The following is a 15,512-nucleotide window of genomic DNA, read 5'->3' as shown; positions in this document are numbered from 1 at the left end:
ACGTCTCAGCATCTGCACGCCGCTGAAGGACGTACCCTGCACAGCAAGCGATCCTGGCCCTGTTTGCCCAGCCCACATCACATAGGAGCCATTCATGCCCTCGACAAGTACCGGCATTCCCAGCTTCGATGCGACAACTGCCGCGCTGGAAGCGGAACTTCCTCAGCTGGAGCAACTCCAGCAGGATCTCGAGAAGGAACTGGCGGCGGTTTCCGACCGCGTGCTCTCGGTCCGCGCCGCGCTGACGGCTTTGCTGGCGCTGGCAGATACGCCGGCACCCCGCGCCGTTCAGGAACAGGTACAAGTACAGGTACAGGAAGCGGATCCGGAGCCGAAGTCGGAGCCGGAGCAGCCGCAGGCCCCCGCTCAGGCTCAGGCTCAGGCTCAGACGGAAAGCGAAGCCGCAGTTGAGGCGGCTCCCGAAACGGTGACGTCCGAGGAATCCGGGTCGGTGCCCGCGCCTCGAAAGGCCACCGCATCGCGCTCGACGCGTGAGCGGAAGGCGCCGCCCCGCGCTCGCCGGGGCAAGGAACGTCCCTCGGCGAAGAAGCCGCGCGTCGCTCCCACACCGCAGCAGACTCCTTCTGCGACGCAGGGATCCACGGGCCTCACCGAGCAGGTGGCGGCCGTCCTGACGCAGTCGCCGGACAGCCCGATGCGTGCGCGGGACGTCGCGAAGGCACTTGGTCGCGATTCCTCCACCGGCGCGATCAATACCGTCCGCAGCACCCTCGACCGACTCGTCGCCACCTCTCGGGCCGACCGCGCCGGCCGCGGCCTGTACCAGGCGCCTGCCTGCTGACACCAGGTCTTGTCGCACGGGACCGCGCTCGGCCGCTGCCAGGTCCACACCTCCGTACCCCTGACGTACCCCTGACACGCAGATTCGGGCTGACGGACGGCCATGCGCACCACCCCCTTCCCGGCCTAGGCTCCCTCTCATGGGACTCCCCGTGCGCACCGACGACGGCCGCCTGCTGGTGGCCGAGGAATGGGGCAACCCCTCGGGGACCCCGGTGCTCCTCTTCCACGGGACGCCCGGTACCCGGCTCGGCACCCTGCTGCCCGGACTCGCCGAGCAGCACCCCGGCTTCCGGTTCCTCGCCTACGACCGTCCCGGCTACGGGGAGTCCCGGCGCTCCCCGGGCCGCCGGGTCGCCGATGCGGCCCGCGACGCGGGGGCCGTCGCCGATGCCTTCGGCGTCGAGCGGTTCGCGGTGGTCGGCCGGTCCGGCGGGGGTCCGCACGCGCTGGCGTGCGCGGCGCTGCTACCGGATCGGGTCCGGGCCGCCGTCGTACTGGTCGGGCTCGCTCCGCCGGACGCGGCCGGTCTGGACTGGTACGCGGGCATGACCCCGTTCAACGTACGCGAGTACGGTCTGGCCCGCGCCCATCTGGACGGGCGGGACCCCGGCGGACTCGAACGGGACCTGGCCGCCCGGGCAGACGCCATCCGACGGGACCCGGTGCGTCTCCTCGACGACCTGCGGGCCGAACTCTCCCCCCATGACCTGCCGGTCGTGGAGGACCCTCGGGTACGGGCGGTACTGCTGCGCACCTACCAGGAGGCGCTGCGGGTCTCGCACCACGGCTGGCTCGACGACTGCCTGGCCTTCGTCCGCCCGTGGGGCTTCGACGTCGCCTCCGTAGCCGCGCCCGTGCTGCTGTGGCACGGCCTCGACGACGCCTTCTCGCCCGTGTCGCACACCCGTTGGCTGGCGGGACGGATCCCCGGTGCCGAGCCCGTCCTCGTACCGGACGCCGGGCATTTCGCCGCTCAGTGGGCGCTGCCCGACGTGCTGCGGTGGCTGGACGGTCAGGGCGCGGGGCGCTGATACGCGGTGGAGCGCGCGCCGCGCAGGGCGTCGAGAGTCCGCTCGTGGCTGTCCCCGACGACATCGCTGACGCGGACCCGGATGTGGAGCGCCTCGACCTCGTCGACGAAGCGTTGGGAGAAGGCTCCGAGCATCGTCGTCTCGTAGGAGCCGGTGCCCACCAGGGGGAATCTCCCGACGGTGACCAGCTGGAAGTCCTCCCCGACGGTGAGCCCGGCGCCGGTGAGCACCTCGGCGACGCCCTGGACGTCGGTCCACGGAGCGGCGTGCTGCGGGTCTTCACCCCGCAGCAGGGCCCGGCACTCGTAGGCCTCGATCACGACGGTGTGGGAGCCGCCGTTGAGCAGTCCGACCTGCCATTCGGGTACGCCGCCCCGTAGGTGCCCGGTCGTCCAGTCGGCGCGCCAGCCGAGCGCAGGCCGTACGGTGCGGGCGTACTGAGCCCTCGCGAGGACCGCACCGGCCGCGACCGCGAGCAGGCTGCCGAGCGGCTCCATGTCGAGCAACTGCAGGCGCCACGGCCACTCGGCCCGGGCTGCCGCCGACATGTTGGCCCGGACGGCTTCCCAGCCGAGCACCGCCGTCAGCAGGACGAGCAGCACGATCGGCACGGTGAAGAGCAACGGACTGCGCCTCACGCGCCGTTGAGCGTCCATGTCGTGCGTCGACCCACCGCGCCTGAACCTTCCCACGGCCACTCCCCCGGTTCCCGAACACCGTTCCCCGACGACGCATGCGCCGCCAGGGACCCCCAACCGGGTCATGGTGCCTGAGAGCAGGGCTCGCCGACTAGGTCGAGTCGGTGGGGGGCGTGTGGACCGATCGCTCAGAGCTGTGGCCCGGGCTTCGCCGAACGGAGAGGGCACATGGCGCGCGGCACGCGATACAGCCGGAGCGGGGCGGACGAGCGCGTACTCGGCGAACTCCGCCCCAGCTAGCGCTACCGCTGCCGCTACCCGGGTGCCACGGCCCTCTGAGCGGAGCCGTTCACTCCAGCCGGGCCCAGTCCCCCCTCACTCCGTCTCCCTCAGTCCGTGACGAACGGGGTGTAGCCGGTGGGGACTTCGGTCACCTGAAGGTCGGAGAAGACCAGGGTGAGCCGGTGGGCGTTGGACTCGATGAGTACGTCGTGGAAGTCGATGCCGACGGCTCGCGACCAGCGTCTGGCCACCTCTGACTCGGGCAGAAGCTTGGCCCCCGGATAGAGGAGGTGCCACTTCACGCCCCACACATATCCGTCGAGGTCAGCGCCGGTCTCGTAGTCGACAAGACGGTCGTCCAGGGAGACCCGCCACGTCGCGGCCGGAACGGATGTCTCACAGCGGGCCTCGACGCAGTACCGGAAGAGGTAACGCAGGTAGGCCGGCTGGATACCCGTGTCGGGAGCCGCAGTCGCGTAGACGATGACCTCGTAGTCGCGCATGTAGTTGGTGTATCCGTGGTGCACGACGGCGTGATCGAAGGCCTCGTCCAGCATCTGTTGCAAAACGGCGGAATCCATGTCGCCGTTCTACCTCAAGCCGAAGAATGCTCTCCCGCAACAGACGGCGACAGCAGACAACCGACGGCGTGCCGCAACCACGGAGAGCTCGGCCGGACGATTCCTCGATCATTCCCGTGCCGGCAGACGGCCCGGGTGTTCGGCGCAGAGCGGTGCAGTGGTTCTGCGGCCTCCCGCCCCCGGGAAATCCGAAGGCGGCCGGGAGGGAGTGGGCCTAGCCTGGCGGCTTTGTACGAAGCGAAGGAGGATGGCCGTGCTGGTGATGCCTGGGCGGTGGACGTCGACGATGGAGCTGCTCGCCGCCGAGGCGGCGGGGCGGGGAATGGATGTCCTCGCCGCGGAGGAGGCATCCGCGGCGACGGGACCCGCGTACTGGTACGGAGGGCCGGTGGCAGGCGCACGGCTGGCCGGACTGCTCGGGTTCGCGTTGCTCGAGCCGGCGGATGAGTGGCTTGCCGAACTGCCGGAGGAGTTCACCGGGCGTGAGGTCCGTACCGCCACGGTCCTGGACGCGTGGGCGATCGAGCGTCCGACGTTCGTGAAGCCGCCGCGGGACAAGTCCTTCGAGGCAGACGTCTACGCGGACGGCTCCCGGCTGCCCGGCGACCTGGACCCCGCGACGCCGGTGCTGCTCTCCGATGTGGTGACCTTCGCTGCCGAGTACCGGCTGTTCCTGCTCGACGGACAGATCGCCACGGGCAGTCGGTACGCGGTGTTCGGCCGGCTCGCCCCTCTGCCGCTCGACAAGCACGGGCCGATCGCCGCGGAGCTGGCGGCGTTCGTCGACCGCTTGGTCGCCGCGGCCGAGCCCGCTCTGCCGAGTGCCGTGGTCGTGGACGTCGGACAGCTGCTCGACACCTACCGTCCTGGCTACCGGTGGGCCGTGGTGGAAGCCAACATGGCGTGGTTCTCCCACGCGTACGCGGCCGCCCCGGCGCGCGTGCTGGACGTCGTGCTGCGAGCAGCGGGGCCGCGCGAGAACGTGCAGCCGGCGGATCTGCCGTTCGTGCGGCACTGAAGCACGTGTGCTCCTGCCAGACCCCGCTAGCTCGGCGGACGGCGCGGCCGTCGCGAGCGGGTCCGCCGTGGTTCGTGCAGGGCGCAGGGCAGCCGGCCGGCCCGGATGAACGTGCCTCACGACGGGGATTCGGGAACGATCCCACGTCACGATCCCGAACTGTGCAGCAGCGACATCCCCTGAGAGGATCACTTCTCACCCCGTAGCCGCCAAGGAGTCCGTCCCCAGATGAGCAGCTGGTCAGCAGAGGTGGAAGACGTGTTGGAAGCGTCGGGATGGACGCCTGGGCGGAAGGTGGACACGGCGCGTTGGCGATCCATGTTCGCCTCAGTCGGCCTCGACATGCATGCCGCTGCGGAAACCTTCCTGGAGGAGTTCGGCGGTTTGACGGTGCACGTCAGCGGCCCCGGGATCACTTGTGCGCGCACGCCGTTCGAGCTGGACCCCGAACTCGCCTGGGGCGACGAGGAACGGTTCATGGAGTGGGGCGAAGCGATCGGGCGCCATCTCTACCCGCTCGGCGAGGTCGACCAGGGCCGGTTCTTCCTAGGCATCGACGAAGTGGGCGTGATCTACCTCGTCGAGGGCTGGATCGCCGAATTCGGACCGATGCCGCAGGCCATGGAGAACCTGGTACTCGGCGTGAATCCTCGCACCATCGATGACTGGTACGAGCCGGGGGGTCAGCCGTCCTGAGCGCCGGGGGCTGCCACTGGAGGGGTCCCTTCCTGGGACGGAGGAGCAGGTTGCCGGTCTGGCCCGGCGGGCTCCTTGTGCTCACGAGCTCTGGACGTCTCCATCGGGGAGTGCTGCGGCGCTTGCCGAGCCAGTGCGGAAGGACTGGCTTCGGTCTGGGATCAGAGGCTGCGCGAAGAATGGATGCGCCCGCCCGGTGCAACGTGCGACGGCTTCCCGGGCGGGCTCTGGTCTCATCGTCCGTCAAAGAGGCCAGCAGCGCACGCTGAACGTCGCGTCAGCCATGCTGCTGCGTCGCGCACGTCCACCGTGCGGGGAGGAACGGCCCGTACGCGGGGACACCGCAGCACCCAGACTTCGTCGATCAGCCGGGCTGACCGAGTTCGTCCAGCCCCACCGTTGAGGCACAGGCAGTGGAACTAGGCCCTGTCCGGCCGATCATGGTTCCGGATACTGGGGCACGATGGGGCTTCAGTCTGTCGAGGTCATGGTCGGCCCTCGATGTCGTATGCCAGGGTGAAGGTATGGATTGGCAGTCTGAGAGCCCGGGACTCTGGGCGTTCCTGGCGTCCCTGCACAGCGGCGACATCCTGTCCGGCACCGTTGCGGCGATCGAGCGATTCGGCGTGTTCGTGGCCCTGGACGACGGGCCTGCCCACCCGCTCTTCCCCGGTGTCGGGTTCATCGTCATCCCCGAACTGTCCTGGCGGCACATCGACGCCCCTACCGACGTCGTTCACGTAGGCCAGCGCGTCTCGTGCGAGTTCCTCCAATTCGACACCTACAACGCGGAGGCCAGACTCTCCTTGAGGGCATGGGAGCCCGACCCCCTCCAGGCATTCGCCGACCGCACAGCGGTGGGCCAGGAACTCCGCGGGACGGTGGATAAGGTGCTTCCCTTCGGCATCATCGTCGGCCTCGGGGACGGGATCGCCGGGCTGGTCCCCTTCAGGGAAGCCCCCGGCCGGCCTGCGGTGAGTCTGGTGGAAGACTTCGAGGCCGGCGAGAAGGTCACCGTCGTCGTCACGGAAATCGACCTGCCGACTCGCCGGGTTCTCCTCTCCAGGCCGAAGGTCGCCCGGCGCGAGGGTGTCGTGCCGGTCACGTGACGGCCGGTATGCCCCAGCCGTGGGATGGAGCATGGGGCGGGGTGATCTGAGTGATGCCGAGTGGGAACCGCTGCGGCCATTCCTGCCGGCCAGCAACGGGCGTTGTGGGTGGCGGGAGCACCGGCAGATGATCGACGGGGTCCTGCACCGGGTGCGGACCCGGGTTCAGTGGCGTGACGTGCCCGAACGGTTCGGTCCATGGAAGACCGTCTATAAACGCCACCGCCTCTGGTCGGCCGACGGTACCTGGGAACGTCTCCTCAAGCAGGTCCAGGCCGCGGCCGATGCCGAAGGGAGCGATCGACTAGGACATCTCGGTCATCACCCGCGACGGCAGGTCCGTGGCGAGCACCGCCGGGGCCACAGCGGGCCCGGAGGCCCGGCCCGCCAGGCTCAGCCCGGCCACCTCCCGCGCGAAGCGCGTGCTCGCGTCGGCACCCGTGTCCCCCTCGTCGGTGACCTGCTTGACGATCACCAGCCGCCCGTCGGCCAGCCCCTCACCGGCCCCCGATCGAGCAGGCTTCCCTCTGCCGCCTTCCAGAGGCCGGCGGCTATCGGCCAACGCCCTGCGCTCAGTCGCCCAGTTGCCGGCTGCTTCTACTTCCTCTTCGCCTTGCGCTTCTGGACCTCGTACGAGGACCACTCACCACGGTGGCGGTCACACCTCGATGCTCCGATCATGGCAAGGCGCTGACACCGAGTCCCCTTCTGCGTGAGCGCTCCACACTTGGACTGCGTTCGAGCCACTGCTTCCCCCTGGTGCCATCAGACGGACAGACCAGCCGAGTGTGTCGAGTGCGCCTCATTCTGCGGAAGGCGCATGCGGGCACATGCGGGCGCATCCCACCTGCCGGTGGACGCACCGGGGCGCACGAAGCCGGGACGCCCTCATGACTGATCCGATCCCGTGCGCCGGGCGGTCGACGGCCGACGAGACCACTCGGTTGTGCTGAAGCATGCCCCTAGCCACATGGCCTCAGCGATGTCGAGGATCACGTCACCGATCGACGGGGCACCGGCCAGGCCCCGGAGAGACTCGGGCAGCTCTTCTCCATCGAACTCGGATGCCAGGGCCCCGAAGCGGAGCATGTCGGGTGTGATGCGTCGGGGCTCCCAGTCGAGGTCGCTGCGGAGCAGCGTGGCAAACTCCTCGCCTCTTCGCTGCCAGAAGATCAGATCCTCGAAGCAGTCGTTGACGAAGTGCAGGACATCGTCAGCAGGGCCGAACTCGACGTCCGCCATCTCGCCCAGCTGCGTACGAATCGCATGATTGCCCCTGTAGCGCCCGAGATAGCTGCGAGCAGACGCCACGAAGTCGTTCGGCCGCTCTCGCTGAAGGTGACATGCAGGTCCTCGCCGAAGTCGTTCTGCCCATCGATCTCCTGCACGATGTGATCGTGCCGCTCCAGAAGCGATCGAAGCGCGTTCACAGCGGCGCGTCCGGTCCGTCGACTCTCAGGTACCCGTGTCACATGTCCCTCCCCCACCTCTTGGACCTGGCTGACTCTAGGAGGGACCACCGACAAGGAGGCGCATGCTGATCCGTAGGGACTGGCGATGACGAGGCGCCCGTCCGTTCTTCGCCCCGCCCACGCCGCCTCCGGCGAGGTTTCGCCCGGGCGAACCGGCTCCCTAGGATGATCGCCGCCGAGGAACGCGGGAGGTCCTGTGGACCGTCGAGGCGACACGCACGGGGGAGGCAGACATGGCCGCACTGGTGCACGAGATGCCGTCCGGCAGGCGGAGCAGGCGCGCCCTGTCCATGACGGTGGCGCTCCTGTTCTCCCTGTGCGCACTCACCGCCGGATGCTCCTCCGACGCCGAGGAATGGAGTGTCGCCTGGGACACTCCCGCGGAGCGCGAGGCCGAGCAGCACGGCAACGGGGCCTGGTTGTCCGGCGACACTCTGGTCCACAGCCGGTTCGACGCGGTGCGCGGGTACGACGTCCGTACCGGCAAGCGGAGTTGGGGGCACGTACCGCCCGGCCGCTCGGCGGTCTGCCACGCCGCCGACGACGCCGACAACTCGGTCCTGGTCCTCACCCGTGACGGGGACGGCACTTCCGCCCCGGCCAAGGGCACGGCATGCGCCGATGTCGTCGCCATCGACATGAGCAGCGGCCGCGAGATCTGGCAGACCCGCCTTCCCGCCCTCGACACCTGGGCGTCGCGTCTCCAGTCCTTCACCGTGTCCGCCGGCAGCGGCATCGCCGTGCTCCTTCGAGGGGACGACCTGCAGGCCGTGGACGTGCGCACGGGGAGGCCCCGCTGGAAGGCGGCTCTGCCCAAGGGCTGCGTGCCGGGTACGACTGCCATGGCCGAGCGCCAGGTCACCGCCCTCCTCGCGTGCGGCGGCACCGAGTACCTCCTGGGTGACAAGGTGCCGAGCGACGCCGAGCTCTTCGTCGCGACCTTCGCTCCCGCCAGCGGCGCGCTCCTGTGGTCAGCCCCGCTCGGGAACCGGAGCGCTGTCCCCTGGGACGCCCGTGCGGACTTCATCTCGGCCGACCCGGTGGTCGTGGCCGCCTCGGCCTCGGGCGACTCCGACTCCGGGGCCTACTTCTCCTTCAGCAGGAACGGGCGCCCGAACCCGCCGATCGGTTTCAGCGGTCCGTACGGCGAGATCGCGTTCTCCGCACGGCTCACGGCGGCGGCCGACGACAGCAGGCTCTACGCCCTGCCCCTTCACCGGGTGAGGAACAGCCGTGTCGACCCTCACCGCCTCACGGCGTTCGACCTGGCCACCGGAGATCCGGTCTGGGGCGGCACCGTGGACGACGACCGCCTCGACGGCGACACCGGATACCGCGTCATTCCCCAGGACGGGAAGATCAAGGTCCTCACCTTTCGCCGCGAGACGCCCTTCTTCGGTGACCCCAGTTCCACGTATGGCCTGCGGGTGCTCGACGGCGCCACGGGCCGGCAGCGCGAAGTCCACCGCTTCCCCGAGGGAGACGACGAGGTGGACACACTCTTCGAGCACGAGGGCCGGCTTATCGGCGCCCGCTACGCGTCGTACGAGTCGCGGAACAAGCCCTTCACGTCCTACGAACACCGCTGATCGTCGACGGCACCGCCGTGGCCGTCACCCCGTCACCCTCACGTCACTACTCCCCGACCTGACACCAGATCGTTCTGTTCGCTTATGCACCTTTCACCCCCTTCACATGCCCGTCCCGTCGGGCCCCTCGGGGCGCAGTCAGTCTTCGCCGTGGCCCGGTGCCGTGAGATCCACCCACACCCAGGGCTCGTGGTGCCACGCGCGTACTTCCCCTACGACGAGGTCGACGGTCGCCCCCACCGGCGGCAGTTCCTGGGCGAGGCGCCGCACCCCGGCTTCCCCTCCTCGGCGGATGACGTCCAACGAGGCGCCCACGGGCTCGTACCCGTTCAGCCGCGCCGTGAGCCCCCACGGCTGATGGCTGGTGATCGTCGCCTCGACCGTCTCACCTTCGTGAAGCTCGCTGAGAGGGCGCCTCGATTCGTCTGTCATGGCGGCATCATGCCTTCTCGATCCGTACGTTTCCCCACCCATCGGTCAGCCCCTGCCGAGCAACCGTGATCAGCGCTCCTGACCAGGGACAACACACGTGGCGGCTTCCACTACGATTCCAGTGCTTGAATGGAAGCGTCATTGATCTAACAAGGAGAAGCGCCGTGCCTTTGGTGTCCGTCGTCATGCCCGTGTACAACTCGGCGGCGACGCTCGGCGCATCGGTTCGCTCGGTGCTCTCGCAGACCCACAGCGACCTGGAGCTGCTGGTCACCGACGACAAGTCCTCGGACGACTCCTTCGACCTGCTCATGGAGTTCGCGCGCCAGGACGAGCGCGTGAAGCCGGAGACGGCGGCGGTCCAGGGCGGCGCCGGCCGGGCGCGCAACCTCGCCATCGAGCGGGCCCGGGGCGACTACATCGCCTTCCTCGACAGCGACGACCTGTGGCTTCCGGAGAAGGCGGAGCGGCAGATCGCGTTCGCCGCGGCGGGCGACGCGCCCCTGACGTTCACCTCGTACTACAAGATGGATGCCGACTACGCCGGCGAGAGCGTCGACTTCACCCCGAACGGCCGGGTGGTCCGGGCGCGCGAGCACGTGGACTACCGCGCCATGCTGGTACGCGACTACATCGGCGCGCTGACCGCCATGTACGACCGCAACGCCCTCGGCACACGGCTGATGCCGGAGATGCGGAAGCGGCAGGACTACGCCCTGTGGCTGTCGATCATGCGGGACGGTGCTGACGCCCGCGGCCTGACCGAGCCGCTCGCGGTGTACAGGGCCCACCAGGCGGGTTCGCTGTCCTCCAACAAGCTGTCGCTCGTCCCGTACAACTGGGAGCTCTACCGCCAGCACGAGGGGCTGTCGGTCCCCCGTGCGACGCGGGCCCTGGCCGGCGCCGTGTGGCAGTCGCTGCGCAACTCGCGGATCTGAGGGCCTCGCCCTTCTCCGCGTAACGCCCCCTTCTCCGCGTACCGCCTCCTCTCCCACTTCTTCGCCGCCTCCCTCGCCCGGCAAGGGCGCCATCGTCGGCATGCGACCGATCCCGCCCGATACCGGTCACATGCCGACCGTGAACCGTTTCCATACCCTCCCGCCCTAGCGTCTGGCGCAGCCGTCATGGCCGCCCTTCACCACGCTGCGAGGAGATTCCGTGCTCGAAGGCTTCGGCGAAGCGCTCGCGGACCGGGAGTACTACCTGCCGCTGCCCAGCGTGGCCGACCCCGGGCCGCGCTTCGCTCCCCGCGAGGTGCCGCAGGGCCTGCACGGCGTCGGGCAGGGCATCTGGACGGTCTGGGGCGGTCCGCGGGCCGCTCTCGCCGAGCAGGGCTGGAAGATCCACGTGTCGGCCCGGCTGGACCGGGCGCAGCATGTGCTCGACACGGTCGCCGGGATCTGCTTCTCCGAAGGCGTGCCGTTCAAGCACCTGAGCGCCCGGCTCTTCTTCCTCTTCCTCCATCACAAGCACGCCTCACGGGCCCAGGCGGGCAAGTTCTGCGCCGTCTACCCGCCGGACACGGCGACCGCCCGTCGGCTGTTGGCGCGCTTGCGCGACGCGCTCGACGGCGAGGAAGGGCCGTACGTCCTCACCGACCGGCGCTTTCGCGACTCGCAGACGGTCCACTACCGCTACGGCTCGTTCGGCGCCCGCAGCCGGCTGCGCCCCGACGGCACCCGCGAGGGGCTGGTCCTCGACGGATCCGGTCGTGAGGTCGTGGATCTGCGGCTGCCCGCCTTCCACCTGCCCGCGGGCATCGCGGACCCCTTCGCCGAGGACGAGGAGAAGCCGCACGAGGGCCCGATCCTGATCCGCGACTACGAGGTGACCCGCGCGGTACGCCTCAGCAACGCCGGCGGTACGTACCAGGCCCGGGACCGGCGTACCGGCCGCACCGTCTTCCTCAAGGAGGCCCGTGCCCACAACGGCCTGGTCTTCGACGGGACCGACGCCCAGCAGCGGCTGCGGCACGAGTACGGCGTGCTGCGCGAGCTGCATGCGGCGGCCCCCGGGGTGGGCCCGGAGCCGCTGGACCACTTCACGGAGTGGGAGCACGACTTCCTCGTCACCGAGTACGTCGCCGGGCAGCCGCTGGTGAGCTGGCTGAGCCGGTCCTCCCCCCTGGCTCGCGCCGACCGCACGACCGAGTCCGTCGCCGTGTACTACGAGGTGTGCCGGCGCCTGCTGGCCGCGTTGGACGCCTCGCTGAAGCGGCTGCACGCCGCCGGCTACCGGTTCGGCGACCTCAGCCTCGGCAATGTCATGGTCACGCCGTCGGGCGGGGTCCGGCTGGTGGACTTCGAGGCGGCCTCGGCCCTGTCCTCCGCACCGTCCGGTATCGGCACCCCGGGGTTCACTCCGCCGCCCGGCCTGCTCCGGGCCGCGTTCGATCCGCTGATCCAGGACCGGTACGGCCTGTCGGCGGTCGCGTTCGCACTCCTGGCACCGTTCAACGAAACAGCCGAGCACGCCCCCGCCAACCTCGCGCTCCTGCGCCGCGACCTGGCGGACGCGGCGCCGCCGCCGGACCTGTGGCAGCGGGCCACGGCCTTCCTCCTGGCGGAGGAGCGGGCCCAGGAGCCGTTCCTTCCACAGGGCCGGCCGCAACACAGGGCACGGGGCCGGGGCCGTACGCATGGCCCGCCGCAGGGCCGAGCCCAGGGCCACGGCGTTTCCGACTTCGCCCCCTCCCCCGCCGAGCTGGACAGCGATCCGCGCGGCTGCCTCACCCGGCTGTCCGAGAAGGTGGCCGCAGGGCTGCTGGAGATGGCTGACGCCGACCGGCCCGAGTGGGCCTTCCCGCCGTCGCCCGAGGCGTTCCGTACCAACAACGTGTGCGTCGCGTACGGCACGGCCGGAGTGGTGCACGCCCTGCACCGTGCCGGAGCCGCGGTGCCGGAGGAGATCCGCGAACGGCTGCGCCGGGACACGCTGGCGCAGCGCGACGCGCTGCCCCCAGGACTGCTCGTCGGCTCGGCCGGCATCGCCCGGGTACTGGCCGACCTCGGCCTGCTGGACGAGGCCGCCGACCTGCTCCGGGGCGCCGACGACCACGCGCTGACCACCTCGTGCAGCACGCTGGCCGGCGGGCGGGCCGGGGTCGGCCTGGGCTGGCTCGCCCTGCACCGGCTGACCGGGGACGGTGGCCACCTGGAGCGGGCCGCCGCGGCCGGGGAGCGCCTGCTGCGCATCCCCGACCTGCGGCCCACCCTCGGCGAGCACGACGCCCGTGGCCTGCTGCACGGTCGTTCGGGCCTCGCTCTGTTCCTGCACCGCCTGGCATGCGACACCGGCGAGGCCCGCTATCGGGAGGCGGGCCGCCGGCTGCTCCACGAGGAGCTGGACCGCACGTTCCCGCTGGACGACGGCTCCCTGTCCGTCTCCGACAACGCGCAGCTCACGCGCGCCATGCCGTACCTGGCCACGGGCGCGGCGGGCGTCGCGGCCGTGCTCACCCGTTACGTGGCCACCCGCTACGTGGACACCGCACCGGACGAACGCTGCGCCGCGGCGCTGCCGAAGCTGGTGGCCGGCGTCCGGGTCTCCTGCGCGACGAAGGAGGCCGGCCTGTACCGGGGCCTGGCCGGACTGAGCTGGTTCCTGACCGGGCACGCCGAGCTCACCGGCACGGACGCCGCCCGCGAGGACGCGCTGCGCGCCGCGACCGGTCTGGTGAAGTACGCCGTCCCGTACCGGCACGGTGTCCGCTTCCTCGGCGCGGGTTCGCAGCGGTTCACCGCCGATGTGTCCAGTGGCGGAGCCGGAGTCCTGCTGGCCCTTCACCGTCTGCTGGCCGGACCGCTCCTGACGGAGCCCCACCACGCGCGTCCCCGGATCCCCGCGGTCCCCTGACGGCGCCGTGCAGGCGCCCCACGAGCACCTGGGCACGGCGGCGGACGACTCCGCTCGTGCCGAGGTACGCAGTCACCGACCGACACACCCCGAGAGAAGTGGAGAGCATCATGAGCCAGATCCTCGCGCTCCAGGCCCTGGACACCGAGCCGGAGGAGTCCTACCTCCCGCCCTGCTTCAGCGTCGCCTGGAGCATCAGCGACATCTTCCCCGAGCCGATGTAGCCGGCCGGAACCCGCGAACGGCCGGGGCAGGCGGCGCTGCCGCCTGCCCCGGCAACTCGCCTCCGCCCTCAGCGACATCACCCCAGGCGTCACACATCCAGCGGTGGATAGCCTGCCTCCATGGGGTGGAGTGACGGAATCGAGGGCATCGGCGCGGATCGTGACAGTCGGAGTTGGGGTGCGACGCGCTCCTGGGTCGAGAAGGGACTGTCCGAGGCAGAGCACATCGAGAGGGTCGTACGGCTGCGCGGCGGCTGGACGTCGGAGATGCGCCGTCTGGATCTCCACGGTCCGGGCGGTCGGCGCTCCCTCGTCCTGCGATCCTTCGTCAAGCCCTTCTTCGTCCGGCACGCGGAGGGTCTGCTGACCAGAGAGGCGACCATCCTGCGCCTGCAGGGTGCCACGGACGTGCCCGCGGCCACCCTGGCGGCGGTGGACGCGACGGCGCAGCACTGCGATCACCCCTCCTTGCCGATGTCCCTCTTGCCGGGGACCGTACGCCTGGACGACGAGGGCGCTGATGACCGCGCCGAACTGCTGCCGCGACAGCTCGTACGCATTCACCGGCTGCCGGTGACAGCTGAGCAACGGCCTCGCGCCTACCAGGCCTGGGCCTCTCCCGAACGGGTGACCATCCCCGCGGCCACCGAGCGGCCCGCTCTCTGGGAGCGGGCTGTCGACGTCATCCGCCAGGAGCCCCCGGACCATCAAGGCTGTTTCCTGCACCGGGACTTCCATCCCGGCAACGTCCTCTTCACGGACACCGGTGGCGATCTTCGGATCAGCGGGGTCGTCGACTGGGTGGAGACCTCGTGGGGGCCGGCCGACCTGGACGTGGCTCATTGCTCGACGGCTCTCGCCCTGCTGCACGGGGTTCCCGCAGGCATGCGGTTCGCGGATCGCTACGTGGCTGCCGGAGGCGTCCTGTCCGAGGATCGCTCGGCCCATCTCTAGTGGCGGCTGCTGGACGTACTGGGTTTCGCTCCCGACGCGGAGAAGGTCGCGGTCCCGTGGCGTGAGCTGGGCCGCGTCGATCTGACAGCCGGTGTCCTGACGCAAAGGCTGGAGGGATACATCGAATCCCTCTTCCATCGCTATGCCTGACGCTTCGTAGCCGTAGTTCGTGCGGCGAGTGCTGGGGGAGCTCCGGTCACGTCACGTGACGTCACCCCACGCGAGACGACCTCTGTGCGGCCGACCTGGCGGCCTGCTCGATCTTCGCGCGATGGGCCGCGCGCGCTTCCTCGTCGATCGGCTGCTCGAACTCGGGGCGCATCCCGGTCCGGCCGTCGAGGCTCTCGCGCAGGATGTCGGCGTGCCCGGCATGCCGGACCGTCTCACCGAGGACGTGGACCAGGACGGCGAACAGGTTCGTGTCGGCATGGGGCTCCGGCCACCAGGGCACGTGGCCGGGGGCGTCGAGGGAAAGCTCGTCGATGGTCGCGTCCGAGTGTTCCCACGTGCGCCGGTAGTACCCGACGATCTGGTCGCGGGTCTCGTCCTCGGTCGCCCACAGGTCGCTGCCGTCGGAGTCCTGCCACCGGGGCAGCGGTTCCGGGGAGGGGCGGGCGAAGACCTCGCCGAAGTACCTGGCTTCGACGGTGGCCAGATGCTTGACCAGGCCGAGGAGATTGGTTCCGGTCGCCGTCACCGGCCGCCGGACGTCGTACTCGGACAGGCCGTCGAGTTTCCAGAGCAGCGACGTGCGGTCCCGCCGCAGTCTCCCGTGCAGGTTGTCCTTCGCGAAGTCGTCGATCATGCGACATGACCCTGCCACGGGC

At 70.2% G+C, this 15,512-nt stretch carries 14 protein-coding genes and 2 pseudogenes; 10 read left to right on the top strand and 6 right to left on the bottom strand.

Annotated features, from left to right (window positions below; genetic code table 11):
* Positions 1–94 precede the first annotated feature (94 nt).
* Both AMK27_RS05160 and AMK27_RS05155 read left to right on the top strand, forming a co-directional pair.
* Complete coding sequence (locus AMK27_RS05160; protein ID WP_073902791.1) at positions 95–802, top strand: hypothetical protein; 708 nt, start codon at positions 95–97, stop codon at positions 800–802.
* A 139-nt stretch (positions 803–941) separates the two neighbouring features.
* Positions 942–1,835 (top strand): alpha/beta fold hydrolase, encoded by an 894-nt coding sequence (locus AMK27_RS05155; protein ID WP_073902790.1) that lies wholly within the window; start codon positions 942–944, stop codon positions 1,833–1,835.
* Here the strand turns inward: AMK27_RS05155 and AMK27_RS05150 are convergent.
* A complete protein-coding gene (locus AMK27_RS05150; protein WP_241847306.1) occupies positions 1,817–2,473 on the bottom strand; it encodes a hypothetical protein in 657 nt (218 codons plus the stop codon). The two genes, AMK27_RS05155 and AMK27_RS05150, sit on opposite strands and share 19 nt — an antisense overlap.
* Positions 2,474–2,862: 389 nt before the next feature.
* A complete protein-coding gene (locus AMK27_RS05145) occupies positions 2,863–3,336 on the bottom strand; it encodes a YxiG-like protein (protein ID WP_073902788.1) in 474 nt (157 codons plus the stop codon).
* A 286-nt stretch (positions 3,337–3,622) separates the two neighbouring features.
* Between AMK27_RS05145 and AMK27_RS05140 the strand changes: the two genes are divergently transcribed.
* The 4 genes and pseudogenes from AMK27_RS05140 to AMK27_RS05125 form a co-directional block, all read left to right on the top strand.
* Positions 3,623–4,354, top strand: a complete 732-nt coding sequence (locus AMK27_RS05140; protein ID WP_073903972.1) for an ATP-grasp domain-containing protein — start codon at positions 3,623–3,625, stop codon at positions 4,352–4,354.
* A 228-nt stretch (positions 4,355–4,582) separates the two neighbouring features.
* Complete coding sequence (locus AMK27_RS05135; RefSeq protein WP_073902787.1) at positions 4,583–5,050, top strand: SUKH-3 domain-containing protein; 468 nt, start codon at positions 4,583–4,585, stop codon at positions 5,048–5,050.
* A gap of 524 nt (positions 5,051–5,574) precedes the next feature.
* Positions 5,575–6,159: a S1 RNA-binding domain-containing protein gene (locus tag AMK27_RS05130; protein ID WP_073902786.1), complete on the top strand. Its 585-nt coding sequence runs from the start codon at positions 5,575–5,577 to the stop codon at positions 6,157–6,159.
* A 31-nt stretch (positions 6,160–6,190) separates the two neighbouring features.
* Positions 6,191–6,406 (top strand): annotated as a pseudogene (locus AMK27_RS05125) (transposase); the annotation flags it as partial.
* A 57-nt stretch (positions 6,407–6,463) separates the two neighbouring features.
* On the opposite strand, the gene AMK27_RS05120 reads toward AMK27_RS05125, so the two are convergent.
* Both AMK27_RS05120 and AMK27_RS43440 read right to left on the bottom strand, forming a co-directional pair.
* Complete coding sequence (locus tag AMK27_RS05120) at positions 6,464–6,634, bottom strand: hypothetical protein (RefSeq protein WP_274535737.1); 171 nt, start codon at positions 6,632–6,634, stop codon at positions 6,464–6,466.
* 413 nt (positions 6,635–7,047) lie between these two features.
* Positions 7,048–7,401 (bottom strand): hypothetical protein, encoded by a 354-nt coding sequence (locus AMK27_RS43440; protein WP_073902785.1) that lies wholly within the window; start codon positions 7,399–7,401, stop codon positions 7,048–7,050.
* A gap of 463 nt (positions 7,402–7,864) precedes the next feature.
* Between AMK27_RS43440 and AMK27_RS05105 the strand changes: the two genes are divergently transcribed.
* Complete coding sequence (locus AMK27_RS05105; RefSeq protein WP_073902783.1) at positions 7,865–9,220, top strand: outer membrane protein assembly factor BamB family protein; 1,356 nt, start codon at positions 7,865–7,867, stop codon at positions 9,218–9,220.
* Between the two features lie 138 nt (positions 9,221–9,358).
* Here the strand turns inward: AMK27_RS05105 and AMK27_RS05100 are convergent, their stop codons facing one another.
* Complete coding sequence (locus AMK27_RS05100; RefSeq protein WP_073902782.1) at positions 9,359–9,652, bottom strand: hypothetical protein; 294 nt, start codon at positions 9,650–9,652, stop codon at positions 9,359–9,361.
* Positions 9,653–9,816: 164 nt separating this feature from the next.
* On the opposite strand from AMK27_RS05100, the gene AMK27_RS05095 reads away from it, so the two are divergent.
* From AMK27_RS05095 to AMK27_RS05085, 3 genes and pseudogenes are all read left to right on the top strand, one after another.
* Positions 9,817–10,590 carry a glycosyltransferase family 2 protein gene (locus AMK27_RS05095; protein WP_073902781.1) on the top strand — a complete coding sequence of 258 codons (774 nt, stop codon included), beginning with the start codon at positions 9,817–9,819 and terminating at the stop codon, positions 10,588–10,590.
* A 220-nt stretch (positions 10,591–10,810) separates the two neighbouring features.
* The gene (gene lanKC / locus AMK27_RS05090) at positions 10,811–13,507 is read left to right on the top strand and encodes a class III lanthionine synthetase LanKC (protein ID WP_073902780.1); all 2,697 of its coding nucleotides are present in this window, start codon (positions 10,811–10,813) and stop codon (positions 13,505–13,507) included.
* 344 nt (positions 13,508–13,851) lie between these two features.
* Positions 13,852–14,835: pseudogene (locus AMK27_RS05085) on the top strand (phosphotransferase family protein).
* Between the two features lie 61 nt (positions 14,836–14,896).
* On the opposite strand, the gene AMK27_RS05080 reads toward AMK27_RS05085, so the two are convergent.
* Positions 14,897–15,490 carry a DinB family protein gene (locus tag AMK27_RS05080; protein WP_073902779.1) on the bottom strand — a complete coding sequence of 198 codons (594 nt, stop codon included), beginning with the start codon at positions 15,488–15,490 and terminating at the stop codon, positions 14,897–14,899.
* Between the last annotated feature and the right edge of the window lie 22 nt (positions 15,491–15,512).

This window comes from Streptomyces sp. CB02009, assembly GCF_001905825.1.
Taxonomy (GTDB): Bacteria; Actinomycetota; Actinomycetes; order Streptomycetales; family Streptomycetaceae; genus Streptomyces.
This window is presented reverse-complemented; position numbering and strand designations above follow the sequence as displayed.

Excerpts from the sequence above, each read along its gene's own strand:
- AMK27_RS05160 (WP_073902791.1), top strand. The coding sequence starts at position 95 with ATGCCCTCGACAAGTACCGGCATTCCCAGCTTCGATGCGACAACTGCC.
- AMK27_RS05155 (WP_073902790.1), top strand. The coding sequence starts at position 942 with ATGGGACTCCCCGTGCGCACCGACGACGGCCGCCTGCTGGTGGCCGAG.
- AMK27_RS05145 (WP_073902788.1), bottom strand. The coding sequence starts at position 3,336 with ATGGATTCCGCCGTTTTGCAACAGATGCTGGACGAGGCCTTCGATCAC.
- AMK27_RS05140 (WP_073903972.1), top strand. The coding sequence starts at position 3,623 with ATGGAGCTGCTCGCCGCCGAGGCGGCGGGGCGGGGAATGGATGTCCTC.
- AMK27_RS05135 (WP_073902787.1), top strand. The coding sequence starts at position 4,583 with ATGAGCAGCTGGTCAGCAGAGGTGGAAGACGTGTTGGAAGCGTCGGGA.
- AMK27_RS05130 (WP_073902786.1), top strand. The coding sequence starts at position 5,575 with ATGGATTGGCAGTCTGAGAGCCCGGGACTCTGGGCGTTCCTGGCGTCC.
- AMK27_RS43440 (WP_073902785.1), bottom strand. The coding sequence starts at position 7,401 with ATGGCGGACGTCGAGTTCGGCCCTGCTGACGATGTCCTGCACTTCGTC.
- AMK27_RS05105 (WP_073902783.1), top strand. The coding sequence starts at position 7,865 with ATGGCCGCACTGGTGCACGAGATGCCGTCCGGCAGGCGGAGCAGGCGC.
- AMK27_RS05100 (WP_073902782.1), bottom strand. The coding sequence starts at position 9,652 with ATGACAGACGAATCGAGGCGCCCTCTCAGCGAGCTTCACGAAGGTGAG.
- AMK27_RS05080 (WP_073902779.1), bottom strand. The coding sequence starts at position 15,490 with ATGATCGACGACTTCGCGAAGGACAACCTGCACGGGAGACTGCGGCGG.